This window comes from Paenarthrobacter sp. NEAU-H11, assembly GCF_050573415.1.
Lineage (GTDB): Bacteria > Actinomycetota > Actinomycetes > Actinomycetales > Micrococcaceae > Arthrobacter.
The window spans coordinates 205,309-221,276 of record NZ_JBNZGA010000006.1 but is presented as its reverse complement, the minus strand read 5'-3'; the positions used below and the strand labels follow the sequence as shown (position 1 = coordinate 221,276).

Sequence of the window (15,968 nt, the reverse complement as noted above, 5' to 3'; positions counted from 1 at the left end):
GGTCCGATCATGGGAGTGACCCGGGCCACATTGCAAGATAACCTCTAACCATTGGGACTTCTGCTCAACTTCTACTGTGTGTGGTGAAAATATGACCATCGCGAACTCTCGCACCCTGGATTCCCTCGACGGCAGGATCATCCTGGCCCTGGACAAGGATCCCGAAGCCAGCGCCCTGGCACTCTCGCGCACGCTCGGCGTCGCCCGGAACACGGTCCACGCCCGGCTGGCGCGGCTGGAGCGCAGCGGCGCGCTCCGCTCCTTCAGCCGCCGGCTGGACCCCGCCGCGCTGGGCTACGACCTGATGGCCTTCCTGTCGCTCTCGATCAGCCAGACCCGGACAGGCTCGGTGGAGAGCGGACTCGAGGCGATCCCGGAGGTCATCGAGGTTCATGCCACCACCGGGGACGCGGACCTCGTGGCCAAGGTGGTGGCCCGCGACACCGGCGACCTCTACCGCATCACCAACCAGATCCTGGAGATCGAAGGGGTCCAGCGCACCAGCACGGCCATCTCCATCCTGGAACTCATGCCGCCCCGCTACGACGGCCTCATCAGCCGCCTGTCGGAACAGGAGGCACGCCCCTCGGACTGACCCGTAGCGTTGCGTCACAACTGGGCAGATTGTCACTGCCAGCGCGCCCTGCTGCCAAAAGTCCCAGCAGAATCCATCGGTATTGCAAACATGAGACACAGGCCACACGATGCCTGCATGACTACTCTCACCGTCTCCGGCCGCGTGGCGCAGGTCCTCAGCAGCTATGTCAGCGATGTGTTCGGCGTGATGGGCAACGGCAACGTCTACTTCCTGGACGCCGCGGAGAAGCAGGGCCTCCGCTTCTCCCCCGTCCGGCACGAGGGCGCCGCCGTGGCCGCGGCGGACGCGTACTACCGGACGTCGGGACGGCTCGCCGCGGGCACCACCACCTACGGCCCCGGCTACACCAACGCGCTCACCGCCCTGGCCGAGGCGGTCCAGGCGCAGGTCCCTGTGGTGCTGGTCACCGGGGATGCGCCCACCAGCGGCGCCCGGCCCTGGGACGTGGACCAGGCGGCCATCGCCGCGGGCCTCGGCGCGGCCACCTTCACCGTCACCCGCGACGCCGCAGGTGCCGTCACCCGGCAGGCGGTGGAATACGCACTCACCTGGCGCACCGCCGTCGTGCTTGCCATCCCCTACGACCTCGCGGCACTTGAGGCGGCGGACGAGGTACTTCCGGCGCCGCAGGCACCAAAGGTGACGGACGACGTCGACGGCGGCCTTGGGCAGGCAGCCCGCCTGCTCGCCGGTGCCAGGCGGCCGCTGATCCTGGCGGGCCGGGGTGCGCACCTCGCCGGTGCCGGGCCGGAACTCCGCGAGCTCGCCGACCGGCTCGGCGCACTGACCGCCGGCACCGCCCTGGCGCTCAACCTCCTCAACGGCGAGGGGTACCTGGGCGTCGCGGGCGGTTTCGGCACCGACACCGCGGCGGGCCTCATGGGCGAGGCCGACGTGGTCCTGGTGGCCGGGGCCAGCCTGAGCCCGTTCACCATGCGGTTCGGGCACCTGATCGGCCCGGACAGCACCGTCATCCAGATCGACGCCGGCCTGCAGCCCACGCACCCCCGGGTGGACCTGTTCGTCAGCGCGGACGCGAAGGCTGCTGCTTCGCGCCTCTTGGCACTGCTCGACGTCGGGACTGCGACGGGTGCCTGGCGCGCGGAAGCCCGCCGTCGGCTGGCCGAGGGGCCGGGGCACCACCCGGGCTCCGCGGAAACATCGGACGGCCGGCTGGACCCGCGCGCCCTCGCCATCGCCCTTGATGGCGTGCTGCCGGAGCGCCGCACGGTGGTCCAGGACGGCGGGCACTTCGTCGGCTGGGCACCCATGTACTGGAACATCCCGCGGCCCCAGGACCTGGTGATGGTGGGCACCGCCTACCAGACCATCGGGCTGGGCCTGGCGAGCGCCGTTGGAGCAGCCCGTGCGCTGGAGGACGGCCGCACCCTGGTGCTGGCCTCCGGCGACGGCGGGTTCCTGATGGGCCTGTCCGACCTCGAATCCCTCATCGGTACGGCTCGAAGCGCGGTTGTGGTGATCTACAACGACGCCGCCTACGGGGCCGAAATCCATCAGTACGGATCGCAAGGCCTGACCGAGAAGCCCATGCTGATCCCCGAGGTGGACTTCAGCGGGGTTGCCCGCGCTTTGGGTGCCGAGTCGGCGATCATCCGCTCGTTGGCCGACCTGTCCGCGCTGCAGGAGTGGATCGACGCCGGCGCCAAGGGCACCTTCGTGGCCGACTGCCGGATCACGTCCAGCGTCCGGGCGCCGTGGCTGAGCGAGTGGATGCAGGCCTCGCAGGCCGCGAAGGCAGCGGTGGCGGGGTAACGCCCAGGTCCCCTCCACATCGGGGGTGGGCTCGGATGCCTGGTGTTGTTCACATAGTCGGACGCACGGCGATTAGTTAGCCCTGAGGTTCCTCGGCCCGTGACTTATCATCGTCCGCACCGGGCTTGTCGTGAACCTTCTTCGGGATCTTGCCCTCAACGTCAGCGGGGACGGGAGGGTCCTTCTCATCATCAGTAGACATGGGCCAAGCCTAAGCTGCCCCCGTTTGGCGACCCACATACGAAAAACTGACGGCCACCCTTTCATCCGGGTGGCCGCCAGTTTCAGTGCCTGCTGGGTGTTACTGCTCCGCTTCCGCGGCAGCCGCCTTGACGGCGTCCTTCTCGGCGCGCAGAGCCTTGGCGTCGTGCTGTTCCTCGGCTTTTTCCTGGTGGATGACCACTGCGAAGAGCTTCTCCATCTCCTTGGCCACGCCGGCCGCTGACGCCGGGTTCTGGCCGGTCACCAGCCGGTCGTCCACAACAACCTTTTCCTCAAAGACATCAGCGAAGACGTGGGTGGCGCCCTGCTCCTCAAGCCGGTCTGCCAGGAAGAACGGAATGACCTTGTCCTTGCCTGCAGCGACTTCCTCGTCATTGGTGAAGGCTGCCACCTTGCGGCCCTCGACGAGGCGTAGCCCGTTCTCCAGTTCCACGTTCAGCAGGCCGGCCGGTCCGTGGCAGACCGCGCCCACCAAACCGCCGTTGTTGTAAACGCTGGCCACCAGGTTCTGCAGGCCTTCGCTGTCCGGGAAGTCCCACATGGTGCCGTGGCCGCCGACGAGATAGACGGCGTCGTACTGTTCCGGATCCACGACGTCGACGCGGGCAGTGTTGTAGAGGCCGGCGCGCGTGGTCTCATCCTCCGTGAAGGCGACCTGGATGGGATCTTTCGTGTCCACCTCGTCGCGCGGGGGCTGGCCGCCCTGGATGGACGCAAAGTCGACGAAATGCCCGGAATCCTTGAACACCTTCCAGGGATGCGCAGCCTCGGCCACGTTGTAACCGGTCTTCTCTCCCGTATCGCCGATCTCGGAAACGCTGGTCAGTACCATGAGGATTTTCTTCATGAAATGCTCCTATCGTCCAACTCCCCACCCTACGCCCAGCCCGATCCGCGGCGTCCGGAGGCGATTCAGGGCTGGCCTGTGGGGACGAGCCGGTAAGCGAACCGGCTGTCCGGGCCACCGGGTCCGATCCTGAGGTCGGCTCCCTCGGTGGGCAGCACCACCGGCACCTTGAACACGCTCCCGCCGCAAGGGACCTGCACGGGGGCGAGGACTTCCGCTCCCTTCCAGGTGGAGACGGACAACTCGGCTACCGGCAGTCCGGCACAGACCAGGTGCAGTTCAAAGTGGCCCGGTGGGGCCGACAGGCTGGCCGTGGTGGTTGTGTTCCCGCTGCTGGTTCCCCGCAGCTCTCCGGGCATAGGTGGTTGCAGCTGCTGTGCTGCCCAGTCTGAAAGGTCTTCGGCTTCCGAGAGCCTGCGATCAGGGTTGGCCTGCACCTTGACGCCCGTTGCGGCGGGTCTGCCCGTGGGCGGCACCGCGCTGATGGTGAGGGGCCCGCCGTCGTGCCTGACAAAGCGGTCCAGCGTGGAGGTGCACTCGAAGCCGGTCGCTTCCGGGACGCCGTCAGCCTTCATGACAGTGAGCTTGGCCCCGTAAACCCCTGCGCAGGCGCCGGTGACCAGGTAGTCTCCGGGCGCCAGGTCAAGGGACAGCTTCCCCGCGGGTTCAGCCGCTGACGGCATGCCCGGGTCCGTGGGGGAAGCCTCGAGCAAACGGACCACTTCGTTGACGTTGTCCTTGAAGGACGCGGCCGACGGCGTTGCGGGCGGCGGGGATGAAGGCGCCGGCGGCTCGTCCGGGCCGCTGTACTCACACCCCGCCAGCGACATGGCCAGAACGGCCGCAGCCATGGACATTCTTATGCGCCGTGCCGGCATCCCCCCATGAGACATGACGCCGAGTCTACGGGCCTGGCACCCGGCGGGAGCGGCGCAGCGCGAGGGGGCCGGCAGCAGCTGTCAGCCGAAATGCCGGCCCCGCCTTTACGGCGCATTACGACCGCTTCCGGGGCCGCAAGAGCCGGACTCCGGGCGCGGTGGAGCCGCAGCCCCAACAGCCGCCCGCTCAAGCGTCAGACGCGTTCCGGGAAGGACTCCACCTTCGCGGGATCCCGCTCCACGAGGTCCCCCAGGACGGCATCCACCCGGCTGAGGAGCTCCGGGTCAAGGCGCACTCCCGCCGCGGTGACGTTGTCCCGGAGCTGCTCCGGCCGTGAGGCGCCCACAATGGCGGACGAGACGTTCTGGTTCTGCAGGACCCAGGCCACGGCAAACGCCGCCATGGACAGGCCGGCCTCTTCCGCCAGCGGCTTGAGCTCCTGGACCCGCTCCAGCACCTCCTCCTGCATGTACCGGTGCTCGGTCTTGGCCCCGCCGTCGTCCGTGGTGAAGCGTGACGCCGCGGGTCCGCCCTGTCCTGGAAGGTACTTGCCGGTGAGGACACCCTGGGCGATGGGTGACCAGACAATCTGGGACAGCCCCAGTTCCTGGCTCAGGGGCACGATTTCGGGCTCGATGACCCGCCACAGCATGTTGTACTGCGGCTGGCTGGAGACCAGCTGGATGCCGAGCTCCCGGGCGAGCTTTGCGCCGCGGCGGATCTCGTCCACCGTCCACTCCGAAACGCCGATGTAGTGGGCCTTGCCTGCACGGACAATGTCGGCGAAGGCCTGCATGGTCTCTTCGAGCGGAGTCTCGTAGTCGTACCGGTGGGCCTGGTAGAGGTCCACGTAGTCCGTGCGGAGCCGGCGCAGCGAGCCGGTGATGGACTCCATGATGTGCTTCCGGGACAGCCCGCGATCGTTCTTGCCCTCCCCCGTGGGGAAATAGACCTTGGTGAAGAGTTCAAGGCCTTCGCGCCGGGTCCCGTTGAGCGCCTCGCCCAGGGCCGTCTCTGCGCGCGTGCCGGCGTAGGCGTCCGCCGTGTCGAAAGTGGTGATGCCCAGGTCAAGGGCGGTGCGGACGCACTCGGTGGCTGCGTCCTGGTCGATCTGTTCGCCGTGCGTGGTCCAGTTGCCGTAGGCGATGGCGCTTACGTACATGCCTGAGTTTCCAAGCTTGCGGTATTCCATGGTTTTCCTCCCGTAGGGGTCAGTTCTGGCTGGAAAGGGCCGCCCGGCGAAGGCGCCGGGGCGGTGCGGTGGTGTGGCGGACCACGAGGCGGGGCTTGATGGTGCCTGCGGAAGCGGGGGCGCCGGACAGGGCGGCGAGGACGGCCCCGGCCGCCAGGCTGCCCTGTTCGGAAACGCCGTGGTCCATGGTGGTGAGTCCAACGGCACCGGCGAGCTCGTGGTTGTCGTATCCCACCACGGAAAAGTCGCCCGGGACGTCCATTCCCGCCCCGCGAAGGGTGGCGAGCGCTCCGAAGGCGAGCTCATCCGACGCAGCGACCAGCGCCGTCGGCGGTTCCGCCGCGGTGAGCAGCTCCGCCATGGCCGCCGCTCCCGCGTCCACCGTGTTCTCGACGGCGAGCACCATCGCCGGATCAGCCGGCAGCCCGGCTTCGGCAAGCGCCTCCTGGTAGCCGAGAAGCCGCTCGGCCGGCGGCACCCCGCCGAGCGGTGAGCCCTCCTCCTGCCGGATGCCCAGGAAGGCAATCCGTTCGTGCCCGAGGTTCAGCAGGTGCCTGGCCGCCGCGCGCCCGCCGGCCCTGTCCTCCACCCGGACCGATGACGCCCCGGCCCGCTCGGAACCGACAAGGGCAACTGCCAGCCCCTGGGCCTGGAGCGCCGCGAGCTCGGCGGGGGCCAGCTGGAGGGCGATCACAAGGGCAGCGTCAGCACGGCCGTGGAGCCGGGGGCCGGCAAAGAACTTCTCCCGCAGGTCCGGCGTGGACAGCTCCACCAGGAGCACGTCATAGCCCTCCCGGCTCAGCACCCGTCCGGCCGCCGCGATGACCTCCGCGAAGAACCACTTGCTGAGCAGGGGCACGACGACGGCGACGGTCCGGGTGCGTCCGGTCGCCAGCCGTGAGGCGCTGGGCGAGATGGCGTAGCCGAGCGCTTCCGCAGCTTCCTGCACGCGCTTGCGAGTAGCAGCGGAGATTCCCGGGACGTCCCTCAGCGCACGCGAAACCGTTGAAATCGAAACTCCCGCGCGTTCCGCTACCCGCTCTACTGTTGTCGACACGCCTTCCACGGTAGCCAATGTGGCATGATCTTCGCAAGCGCTTGCAAAAGACCACCCGGAGGCGCGTCATCAATCTCCGCCGATTCCGAGAGCCAGCACTCACTGTGATAATCCGGTAGCCATGTCTTCTTTATCCGAGTCCGCCGCGCCCGCATCCGCCGCCGAGGAACGCAGCGCCCGCGTGGCCGTCACACTCTTTCCCCTTCTCATCCTGGCCGGAGGCGCCGTGGCACTCGCCGCGCCGACGGCTTTCACAGGCTTGGCCCCCTGGATCAACCCCCTTCTGGGGGTCATCATGTTCGGCATGGGGCTGACGCTGACGCCGCCCGACTTCGCCGTCATCGCCAAGCGGCCCGTTCCCGTGGTGATCGGCGTGGTGGCGCAGTATGCCATCATGCCGTTCCTTGGCTGGCTGGTCGCGGCGGCACTCGGGCTGCCCCCTGCACTGGCGGCAGGCGTCATCCTGGTGGGCTGCTGCCCCGGCGGCACTGCCTCCAACGTGGTGTCCTACCTGGCCAAAGGGGACGTGGCCCTGTCCGTGGCAATGACCACAGTGTCCACGCTGTTAGCTCCCCTGCTCACCCCGGTGCTGGCCCTGTGGCTGGCCGGACAGTACATGCCGGTCGACGCCGGCTCCATGGCCTGGTCCATCGTCCAGATCGTGCTGTTCCCCGTGCTGCTGGGACTGGTGATCCGGCTCTTCCTGCCGCGCCTGGTCAACAAATCGCTGCCCGCCCTGCCCTGGATCTCGGTCCTCGCCATCACCGTCGTGGTGGTCGCAGTGGTGGCCGGAAGCGCCAAGGCGATTTTCTCGGCCGGGCTCCTGGTTCTTGTGGCTGTCATCCTGCACAACGGGCTGGGATACGCCCTGGGTTACGCCGCCGCCCGCCTGTTCAGGCTCCCGGTTCCGTCCCGGCGCACCACCGCTATTGAGGTCGGCATGCAGAACTCGGGCCTTGCCGCAGGCCTGGCACGGCAGTACCTGACTCCCGAATCGGCCCTGCCCGGCGCCATTTTCTCGGTATGGCACAACGTTTCCGGCGCTGTACTGGCCGCCTACTGGCGCCGCCGAGGCACCGTTGCCGCACGCGACAGGGAGGCGGCTCCCGTGGTGATCGTGGAGTAACAGAAACCACGCCCTCACCGCGCGGCGTCCGTGCCGCTGCCGGGAATCACCGAGACACGAACTGTCAACGTTCGCCCTGGCTGCGACGGTCGCGATCATCGAGGCCGCAGCCCTGGCCGTTTCACGTCGCCGTCGGCTTTCCGGGCCGCTCCTTGTGCTCCGCCCGGGCAATCTCGAAGCTGCTTTCGAACGGCAGCGAGTCCACGTCCAGGAGCGGGTTGTTGTCCTGCGTCTCCACCAGCTTCCGGGCGGCCTCCTCCGACTCCACGCTGGGCATGGACCCGGGCAGGTGCCGCCGGGCCGATTCGGGCAGGAAGCGGATGGCCACGGCAGCCACCGCGGCCACCGCCATGAGGTAGTACGCAATTGCCATGTCGTCGCCGGTCAGCTGGATCAGGGACGCGATGATGAACGGGGCCGTTCCGCCGAAGATGGCCACCGCCAGGTTGTAGGCGATGCCCATGGCGGAATAGCGGTGCTCAGTGGGGAACAGCGCGGGCAGCGCCGACGCGAGGTTCGGCACCGAAAACGCCACCGGGAAGGCGATCAGGGCCAGGCCCAGCAACGTCATAGGGAGGCTGCCCGCCGCTATCGCCAGGAACGCGGGAACCGCCAACACCACGGTGCTGAAGGCCCCGATCCACAGCACGGGACGGCGGCCGATCCGGTCCGAGAGCAGCCCGGTGAACGGGATGCACAACGCCATGGCCACCAGCACCGGGATGGTCAGCAGCGTCCCCTCCACCTCGCTGTACCCCTTGTTGCTGGTCAGGTACGTGGGCATGTAGGACGTAAGGGCGTAAGCCACCGTGTTGGCTGCCGCCGCCAGGATCATGGCCAGCACGATCGGCCGCCAGTGCGCCTTCAGGATCCCGATCGGGCCCACCGGGCGGAGATCCTCCCCCGTCTCGGGGTGCTTGGCTGCCACGGCTTCAGCTTCCAGCGTGGCTTTGAAAGCGGCCGACTCCTCGATCTTCATCCGGAAGTAAACGGCCACGGCGCCCAGCGGACCGGCCACCAGGAACGGGATCCGCCAGCCCCACGCCTCCATCTGCTCCTGGCCCAGCGCCAGCTGGAGGAGGGACACCACCAGCCCGCCCGCCGCGAAACCCAGGTAGCTGCCCATATCCAGGAAACTGACGTAGAAACCGCGGCGGCGGTCCGGGGAATGCTCGCACACGAACGTGGTGGCGCCCGAGTATTCGCCGCCGGTGGAAAAGCCCTGCACCAGCTTGAGGACCACCAGCAGCACCGCCGCCCAGATGCCCAGCACCGCGTACCCGGGCAGCAGGCCGACGGCGAACGTCGCGGCCGCCATGAGCATCAGTGTCATGGCCAGCACCTTCTGGCGGCCCATCTTGTCGCCCAGCCAGCCGAAAAAGATCCCGCCCAGCGGCCGGGCGATGAACGTGGCGCCGAAGGTCCCCAGCAGGAACAGGTTCTGCACGGCCCTGTCCGCCTCAGGCAGGAACACCGGCCCCATGGTGGTGATGAGGTAGCCGAACACGCCCACGTCGTACCATTCCATCGTGTTGCCCACGATGGTCCCGCCGAGCGCCTTCCGCAGCGTGCGGGGGTTGACGACATTGACGTCGGAAACCTGCAGCCGCCGCTGCCGCCCTCTGTGCTCTGTCATGGCCCGCTCACCGCCGCCTCGCTCGCTTAGCTGGGCATACGTCGTCGTTCGTCCGGCCCGCCTGGCCGGCAGGAGCCCAACACTTTCGATCATCCTGCCGCTGCACCCACCAGGGCAACAACGGTTGCGCTTTTGGGAGAAGTACGACGGCGGCACGCACTGTGAGAGCGCGGGCGTGTGTTCCGCTTGGACGGGCCCTGTGTGGCCCCGCCAGGCCTGCTGGTTTGGCCCAGTCCGGTGCCGGCCGGCCAAAATGTCGTACCCCCGTTAGACGATATTCCTGTGGAAAACGGAGCGGGAACCGGGACGGGAGTGGAGGCTATCCATGCCACCGTTGCTGCGCTCGCCGCGCTTGATGCCGAGGACGCCGCCCTCGCTTCTGCCGGAGCCTCAGGTACCGCGGGGGACGGAGTCGATGTATTGCAGCGGGCGTACGAAATCCGGCTCGAGCGGATGGGGCTGGAGAAGAAGCTGGAGTCCCAGGCCTCGGCGCGGAAGGTGCGGTCCGCCGCCGAAGCGATGGACCTGCAGCGCGCCATGACCCCGCCGGACGCGCCCCTGCATGACCGGACCTACACCGAGATCTCCACTGTTGAGGAAATCGCCGGGATCCTCACCATCAGCTCCGGTGCCGCGTCCGCGTTCGTCACCCAGTCCCGGCAGGTGTGTGCAATGCCGCCGCTCATGGACGCCCTTTCCGCCGGCAGCCTCTCCTGGCAGCAGGCCCGGATTTTTGCCGACGAAACTGAGTGTTTGGACCACGCCGCCGCAGGCGCGCTGGTGGAGCACTTCCTCGACCCCGACGCACCCAACCCGGCCCGGGGCTGCCCCGCCTCGGAACTGGTGCCGGCCCGGTTACGGGCAAAGGTGCGGGGCTGGCGGGAACGCCATCACCCGGAGTCGATCGAGAAGCGCCACCGCAAGGGCGTGGCCGATCGGCGCGTGGAATTCACGCCGGACCGTGACGGGATGGCCTGGATCGCTGCGTACCTGCCCGCCGACCAAGCCCTGGCGATCTGGAACGACCTCACCGCAACCGCCCGAAGCCTCCAAGGCCCCGACGAGCCCCGCACCCTCACCCAACTCCGGCCCGACATCCTCACCCACCGGCTCCTCACCTACCGAAGCGCCATAACCCCGGGGCCCACCGGGACCGGTGACGTCTCGGGCGAGGCGCCGGAGGACATGATCGGCCTGGCCACAGTCGTCGGCTCCGACGAACCCGCAACAGACCTGGGCATTAGCGACCATCCCGGCAGCCACGGCAACCGGGCACCGGCAGAACCGGACCCCACCGCGCCCGGCACCTTCGAAAGCACGCCCAACCCCGCCCTGGACACGGATGCCGCGAAGGTCCCCACTCCCCGCGCCGACGTGCTTGTGACCGTTCCGTTCTTCGCCCTTCTCGGACTCACCGACGAACCCGCCGCGCTCGACGGCTACGGCCCCATCCCCGCCTCGATGGCCCGCCAGCTCCTCTCCGGGGGTGCCGAGTCGTTCCGCCGCGTCCTGCTTGACCCGAGCGACGGAACACCACTGGAGATCGGCCGCACCAGTTATCGACTCACCAAAGCCATGAGGAAAGCGCTGCATCTTCGGGACGGCAAATGCGCTTTCCCCGGCTGCAGTAACAACGCCCTCGACAACGAAATCGACCACCTCAAGGCCTGGCAACACGGCGGAACCACCGGAATCAGCAACCTGGCACAGGTCTGCCCAAAACATCACCGGCTCAAACACAACAGCGGCTGGGAACCGACGCCGGCTGCCAAGGACGAACCACCCGGCTGGACCTCACCCACAGGGCAGCAGTACCACGCCGAACAACCCGACCGCGAACCACCACAATGGCCGCCGGACATCCTGCCACTGGAAAACAGTGCCCCGGAAACCAGCCCGACGAAATCTTGTGGGTCGAAGATCAGCGCATCCGAAACCAGTCCAGCACACACCAGTGCGCTGGAAGGGCTGCTGCTCCAGCTCTTGTCCGGATGATGGGCCACGTGTTCAAGGTGCCCTCACCCTGTGCTGACCGGGACGGGGCCGGGGGACGCATCGGACTGGCCTTCCGGGACCGGAACGGCGCCTCTCGTCCGGACGTTGACGTGGTATGAGAAGGCGCGTTGTCATACCGGCTGTGGCGCTCGTGGCTGTCATCGCGGTTGCTGTGGGGCTGTACCTGTTCCAGCCCTGGCGCATCTTCACCAGCTCAACCGTGATCGAGGATGTTCCGGCAGTCGCCACGACCGCGGTCGAGTCACAGGGGCCCTCGGCAGCGCCCTCCCCCGCCGCGCCCGTTGCGCCCGTTGCGCTTCCGCGTGAACTGGCAGCCGGCCGGCTGATCAGCCATGAACACACCAGCTCGGGAACAGTGAAGATCCTCGAGCTTTCCGACGGGAGCCGGATCCTCCGGTTCGAAGGCCTCGATACTTCCGATGGTCCGGACCTCCGGGTGTGGCTCAGCAACGCCCCGGTGGTGGAGGGATTCGCCGGCTGGTACGTCTTCGACGACGGCGCGTACCTCGACCTCGGGGCACTCAAAGCCAACAAGGGCGATCAGAACTATGACATCCCGGCCGGGACGGTGCTGAGCGACTATGGCTCGGTCAGCATCTGGTGCGCCCGTTTCGCCGTGTCCTTCGCCGCCGCCGAGCTGAACCCGTAGACACGTCTCACGCTGACCGGACAGCATTGTCTTCCGCCTGGCCAGGCCCTACCGTGAAGGGACTGCCGGCCTAAGCAGGTGCAGCCATGTGGACAATGTCCAGGTCACCGCGCTGCCTCCTCTTGTGCCTCCTGGTGGCCGTCGCAGGCGCCGCCCCGACAACAGCCGCCATCGCAACAGGTGCCGCCACGGACACCGCCCAAGCCCAACACGCCTACGCCGCGGTGGACGCCTTCCTGCTTGACCAGCTCGAAACCCTCGGCATTCCCGGTGCCGCGATCGCCGTCGTGCGTGACGGCAGGCAGGTGCACTCCGCCGCCTTCGGCAAGGCGGACCCGGCCGGACGGCCGATGACCCCCCAGACGCCGGTGCTGCTGGCCTCCACCAGCAAGTCCCTGACGGCCATCGCGGTGATGCAGCAGGTGGAGGCCGGTCGGCTGCGGCTGGATGAGCCCGTGCGGACCTACCTGCCCTGGTTCACGCTGGACGATCCCCGGTCCCCGGCCATCACGGTCCGGCACCTGCTCCACCAGACCAGCGGCATGTCCTCCAGGGACACGGCCTTCGAGGCGTCCCTCAGCCAGGAGCCGGAAGCCCTCGAGGCATCAGTCCGTGGGATGGCCGGATCCCCGCTGGCCGGCGACCCGGGGCAGCGTTTCCACTACGCCAGTGCCAACTACAACGTACTGGGCCTCCTGGTGCAGACCGTCGCCAACCAGCCCTTCGGGGAGTACCTGCAGCAGTACGTCTTCGGACCGCTGGGCATGGTGCACAGCCATACGACGGCGGCCGCTGCCCGGGACGACAATGCGGCCGAAGGCTATGCCCGCTGGTTCAGCACCGCCTGGGTCCGGACCGAGGTCCCGGCGCCCGCCGCGGGAATGCCCTCCAGCACCCTGTACGCCTCGGCCGAGGACCTGGGCCGCGAGCTGACGGCACTGCTCGACGGCGGGCGGTACGGGACCGCCCGCATCCTCGAGCCTGGAAGCGTGGCGGCGATGTTCGTACCCCGCACCTCCGTGGACGCATCGAAGGGCTACGGCATGGGCTGGTACACCCGGCCGCTCGCGGAAGCCGTTGACCCCGCTGCCCGGGGCACCGCCGCTGAAGACGAGCCGCTGCTGCTGGAGCACCAGGGGGAATGGGGCAACAGCCACACCTACCTGGCGATGGTCCCGGACTCCGGCCTGGGCGTGGCCCTGGTCATCAACGGCAACGACACCGCGGCCCCGTCCCGGCTCAAGGCCATCGACACGAACATCCTGCGGATCCTCCACGGGCACTCCCCCGTCCCCGCCGTGGTGTCCGAGGACTGGCTGCAGCAGTCCAGCTGGGCCGTCTCGGCGGGCCTGCTGCTGGCGGAACTACTGAGCCTGTGGCTGTCCCTCTCGGTGATTTTCCGACGGCGGTTCGCGCGCCGTGGACGATGGGCTCCCCCGGCGTGGGCCGCCGCCGCTCTGACACTGGATGCCTTTGCCCTCTGGCTGTGCCTCATCTACGCGCCCGCCCGGTTCGACACCGACCTGCTGGTCATCATCCGCCAGTTCCCGGACGTCGGCGTTTCGCTGGTGCCGGTGCTGGGACTCGCCATCCTGTGGCCTGTTCCGCGGACCGTCTGGCTGCTCTCCAGGGTGCTGCGCCGGGGCCTGCACGGCGTACCCTGAAGCCATGAAAGCCGGCGTCAGTCCTGTGCGCACCCTGGCGGGACGCGTGAAGGCCGTCTACGAAAACCTTCCGCTGCCGCCGGCCGTGGTGGCGGCGATGGCCCTCGATGCCCTCCTTGCCAGGCTCCGTCCCCTGCCGCTTCCCGGCCCCCGTTCCGTCCACAGAGCGGCAGGCACGGGCCTGGTGATCGCCGGCGCCGGCCTCAATGCCTGGGCCCTGGCCGAACGCCGGCGGCGCTCGGCCGGCCCGTTTGACCTGGAGCACCCGGAGGACCTGGTGGTCACCGGCCCGTATGCCGTCACCCGCCACCCGATGTACGTGGGCTGGTGGCTCATCCAGCTCGGCGCGGGAACCATGGCCGGGTCAGCCTGGGTCCTCGCGCTGCTGCCGGCCGAGCTACTGGTGGAGCACCGGTTCGTCCTGGACGAGGAGGCCACGCTCGCCGGGCTGTTCCCGGAGTCCTACCCGGCCTTCGCGGAAAAGGTGCCACGCTACCTCGGCCTCCCCCGCCCGTAGGTTCCTTCGGCTGGAACCCAGGCGCCGCCGTCGTACGCCGCCACGCAACGCCAAACTATGGATGGCGGCAGGGGCCGTGTTGGGACATGATCTGAAGATGAGCCGCTCCGGAAACGCCCGATCCCGGTGGCTCCCGCCAGCCCTGCGCGGCTACAAAATCGAGTGGCTGCGGCACGACCTGGTGGCAGGCCTCGCGCTCTTCGCGATCCTGGTCCCCGCGGGCATGGCGTACGCCCAGGCCGCCGGCCTGCCGCCGGTGACGGGCCTCTACGCGACGGTGGTGCCGCTGATTGTCTACGCGGCAGTGGGGCCGTCGCGCGTGCTGGTGCTGGGGCCGGATTCCGCGCTCGCCCCGATGATCGTTGCGGCGCTGGTTCCCCTGGCCGCGGACAACGACCAGAAATCCGTGGCCCTGGCTGGACTCCTGGCCATCCTGATCGGCCTCATCTTGCTATGCGGTTCGGCCCTGCGGCTGGGCATCATCACGGGACTGCTGTCCAAGCCCATCCGGCTGGGCTACCTCAACGGCATTGCCCTGCTGGTGGCGGTGTCCCAGCTTCCCACCCTCCTGGGGATTTCCGTGGAGGACGGCACGCCCTGGGAAAGGCTGCTCGCCGCCGCGCCGCAGGTGCTGGCCGGCGAAACCAACATGGCGGCGCTGCTTCTCGGCCTGGCCTCACTGGCGCTCATCTGGGTTCCCCGCCGGCTGAACTGGAAGGTACCGGGCGTGCTCATCGCGGTAGTGGTGTCCTGCCTCGCCGTGGCCGTGCTGGGACTCCAGGAGCGTGTCAAAGTCACCGGCGCCCTCCCGCAGGGGCTCCCCGCGCCGGCCCTCGGCGGAATCGGCTGGGCCGACGTCCTGGCGCTGCTGCCGGCCGCCGCCGCCATCGCCCTCATCGTCTTCGTTGATACCGGAACCCTGTCCCAGTCCCTGGCCGCGGCAGGGGACCGCAGGGTCTCCGGCAACCATGAAATGGCCGCCCTGGGTGCGGCGAACGCGGCCAGCGGGCTGCTGGGCGGCTTCCCGATCTCGGCCAGCGCGTCCCGCACGCCGGTGGCCGTGGAGGCCGGGGCAAAATCCCAGCTCACGGGCGTGGCAGGTGCCGTCCTGGTGCTCGGCTTCATGCTGGCGGCGCCCGGCGTGACCGAGTTCCTGCCGGCCGCCACCCTGGCAGCCATTGTCATCGCGGCAGCCGCAGGACTGGCCGACCCCGCCGGCGTGCGGCGGCTGATCGGCATGAGCCGCAGTGAATCCCTGGTGATGCTGGCGGCGTTCCTGGGAGTCACCATCCTGGGGGTCCTCCCGGGCATCGCCGTGGCCGTGGGCCTGGCAATTTTGGACTTCCTGCGCCGGGCCTGGGACCCCTACCGCGCCGAGCTGGTGGACGTGCCCGGGGTGCCGGGATACCACGACGTGAGCCGCCATCCGGACGGCGAACGCGTCCCCGGCATGCTGATCCTGCGCTTCGACGCGCCGCTGTTTTTTGGCAACGGATCGCTGCTGGGATCCTTCGTGCGCACCAAGCTGGGCCAGGCGCCGCCCGGCATCGAACGCGTGGTGCTGGCGGCAGAGCCGGTGACGGGAATCGACACCACGGCACTGGACGAGCTGGTGCAGCTGGACGAATGGCTGGAACGGCACGGCGTGGACCTGGTGTTCGCCGAGCTCAAAGGCCCGGTCAAGGACAGGCTGGTGCAGTACGGCGTGGGCTCCCGCTTCTCGCCCGGACACTTCTACCCGACCGTGAGCGAAGCCGTGCGGGCGTTCCAGCGGGAGGGCGGGGGAACCTAG

General features: G+C 68.7%; 14 protein-coding genes. 8 read left to right on the top strand and 6 right to left on the bottom strand.

All coding sequences use genetic code 11. The features are described 5' to 3' along the window. Window positions 1-91 precede the first annotated feature (91 nt). On the top strand, window positions 92-595 hold the full coding sequence (locus ACQ3DC_RS10220; protein WP_321215551.1) for an Lrp/AsnC family transcriptional regulator: 504 nt from the start codon (window positions 92-94) through the stop codon (window positions 593-595). 117 nt (window positions 596-712) lie between these two features. After that, on the top strand, window positions 713-2,371 hold the full coding sequence (locus tag ACQ3DC_RS10215; RefSeq protein WP_321215550.1) for a thiamine pyrophosphate-binding protein: 1,659 nt from the start codon (window positions 713-715) through the stop codon (window positions 2,369-2,371). A 76-nt stretch (window positions 2,372-2,447) separates the two neighbouring features. Here the strand turns inward: ACQ3DC_RS10215 and ACQ3DC_RS10210 are convergent, their stop codons facing one another. From ACQ3DC_RS10210 to ACQ3DC_RS10190, 5 genes are all read right to left on the bottom strand, one after another. Then, the gene (locus ACQ3DC_RS10210; RefSeq protein ID WP_267895222.1) at window positions 2,448-2,573 is read right to left on the bottom strand and encodes a hypothetical protein; all 126 of its coding nucleotides are present in this window, start codon (window positions 2,571-2,573) and stop codon (window positions 2,448-2,450) included. A gap of 99 nt (window positions 2,574-2,672) precedes the next feature. Next, entirely contained in the window at window positions 2,673-3,440 is a 768-nt protein-coding gene (locus ACQ3DC_RS10205) for a type 1 glutamine amidotransferase domain-containing protein (RefSeq protein WP_157238909.1), read from the bottom strand. Window positions 3,441-3,505: 65 nt separating this feature from the next. Beyond that, window positions 3,506-4,291 carry a hypothetical protein gene (locus ACQ3DC_RS10200; protein WP_430752147.1) on the bottom strand — a complete coding sequence of 262 codons (786 nt, stop codon included), beginning with the start codon at window positions 4,289-4,291 and terminating at the stop codon, window positions 3,506-3,508. Window positions 4,292-4,512: 221 nt separating this feature from the next. After that, a complete protein-coding gene (locus ACQ3DC_RS10195; RefSeq protein ID WP_430752146.1) occupies window positions 4,513-5,511 on the bottom strand; it encodes an aldo/keto reductase family protein in 999 nt (332 codons plus the stop codon). A 19-nt stretch (window positions 5,512-5,530) separates the two neighbouring features. Further along, window positions 5,531-6,568, bottom strand: a complete 1,038-nt coding sequence (locus ACQ3DC_RS10190; RefSeq protein ID WP_430752145.1) for a LacI family DNA-binding transcriptional regulator — start codon at window positions 6,566-6,568, stop codon at window positions 5,531-5,533. Window positions 6,569-6,689: 121 nt separating this feature from the next. On the opposite strand from ACQ3DC_RS10190, the gene ACQ3DC_RS10185 reads away from it, so the two are divergent. Continuing rightward, entirely contained in the window at window positions 6,690-7,694 is a 1,005-nt protein-coding gene (locus ACQ3DC_RS10185) for a bile acid:sodium symporter family protein (RefSeq protein ID WP_430752144.1), read from the top strand. A 121-nt stretch (window positions 7,695-7,815) separates the two neighbouring features. Here the strand turns inward: ACQ3DC_RS10185 and ACQ3DC_RS10180 are convergent, their stop codons facing one another. Beyond that, the gene (locus ACQ3DC_RS10180; RefSeq protein ID WP_430752143.1) at window positions 7,816-9,330 is read right to left on the bottom strand and encodes an MFS transporter; all 1,515 of its coding nucleotides are present in this window, start codon (window positions 9,328-9,330) and stop codon (window positions 7,816-7,818) included. Between the two features lie 282 nt (window positions 9,331-9,612). On the opposite strand from ACQ3DC_RS10180, the gene ACQ3DC_RS10175 reads away from it, so the two are divergent. The 5 genes from ACQ3DC_RS10175 to ACQ3DC_RS10155 all read left to right on the top strand — a co-directional run bounded on the left by ACQ3DC_RS10175 (window position 9,613) and on the right by ACQ3DC_RS10155 (window position 15,968). Continuing rightward, on the top strand, window positions 9,613-11,325 hold the full coding sequence (locus tag ACQ3DC_RS10175; protein ID WP_370460407.1) for an HNH endonuclease signature motif containing protein: 1,713 nt from the start codon (window positions 9,613-9,615) through the stop codon (window positions 11,323-11,325). A 142-nt stretch (window positions 11,326-11,467) separates the two neighbouring features. After that, the gene (locus ACQ3DC_RS10170) at window positions 11,468-11,995 is read left to right on the top strand and encodes a DM13 domain-containing protein (protein ID WP_370460408.1); all 528 of its coding nucleotides are present in this window, start codon (window positions 11,468-11,470) and stop codon (window positions 11,993-11,995) included. A gap of 95 nt (window positions 11,996-12,090) precedes the next feature. After that, entirely contained in the window at window positions 12,091-13,659 is a 1,569-nt protein-coding gene (locus ACQ3DC_RS10165; RefSeq protein ID WP_370460409.1) for a serine hydrolase domain-containing protein, read from the top strand. 4 nt (window positions 13,660-13,663) lie between these two features. Then, window positions 13,664-14,176, top strand: a complete 513-nt coding sequence (locus ACQ3DC_RS10160; protein ID WP_430752142.1) for a methyltransferase family protein — start codon at window positions 13,664-13,666, stop codon at window positions 14,174-14,176. Window positions 14,177-14,273: 97 nt separating this feature from the next. Beyond that, complete coding sequence (locus ACQ3DC_RS10155; RefSeq protein ID WP_430752141.1) at window positions 14,274-15,968, top strand: SulP family inorganic anion transporter; 1,695 nt, start codon at window positions 14,274-14,276, stop codon at window positions 15,966-15,968.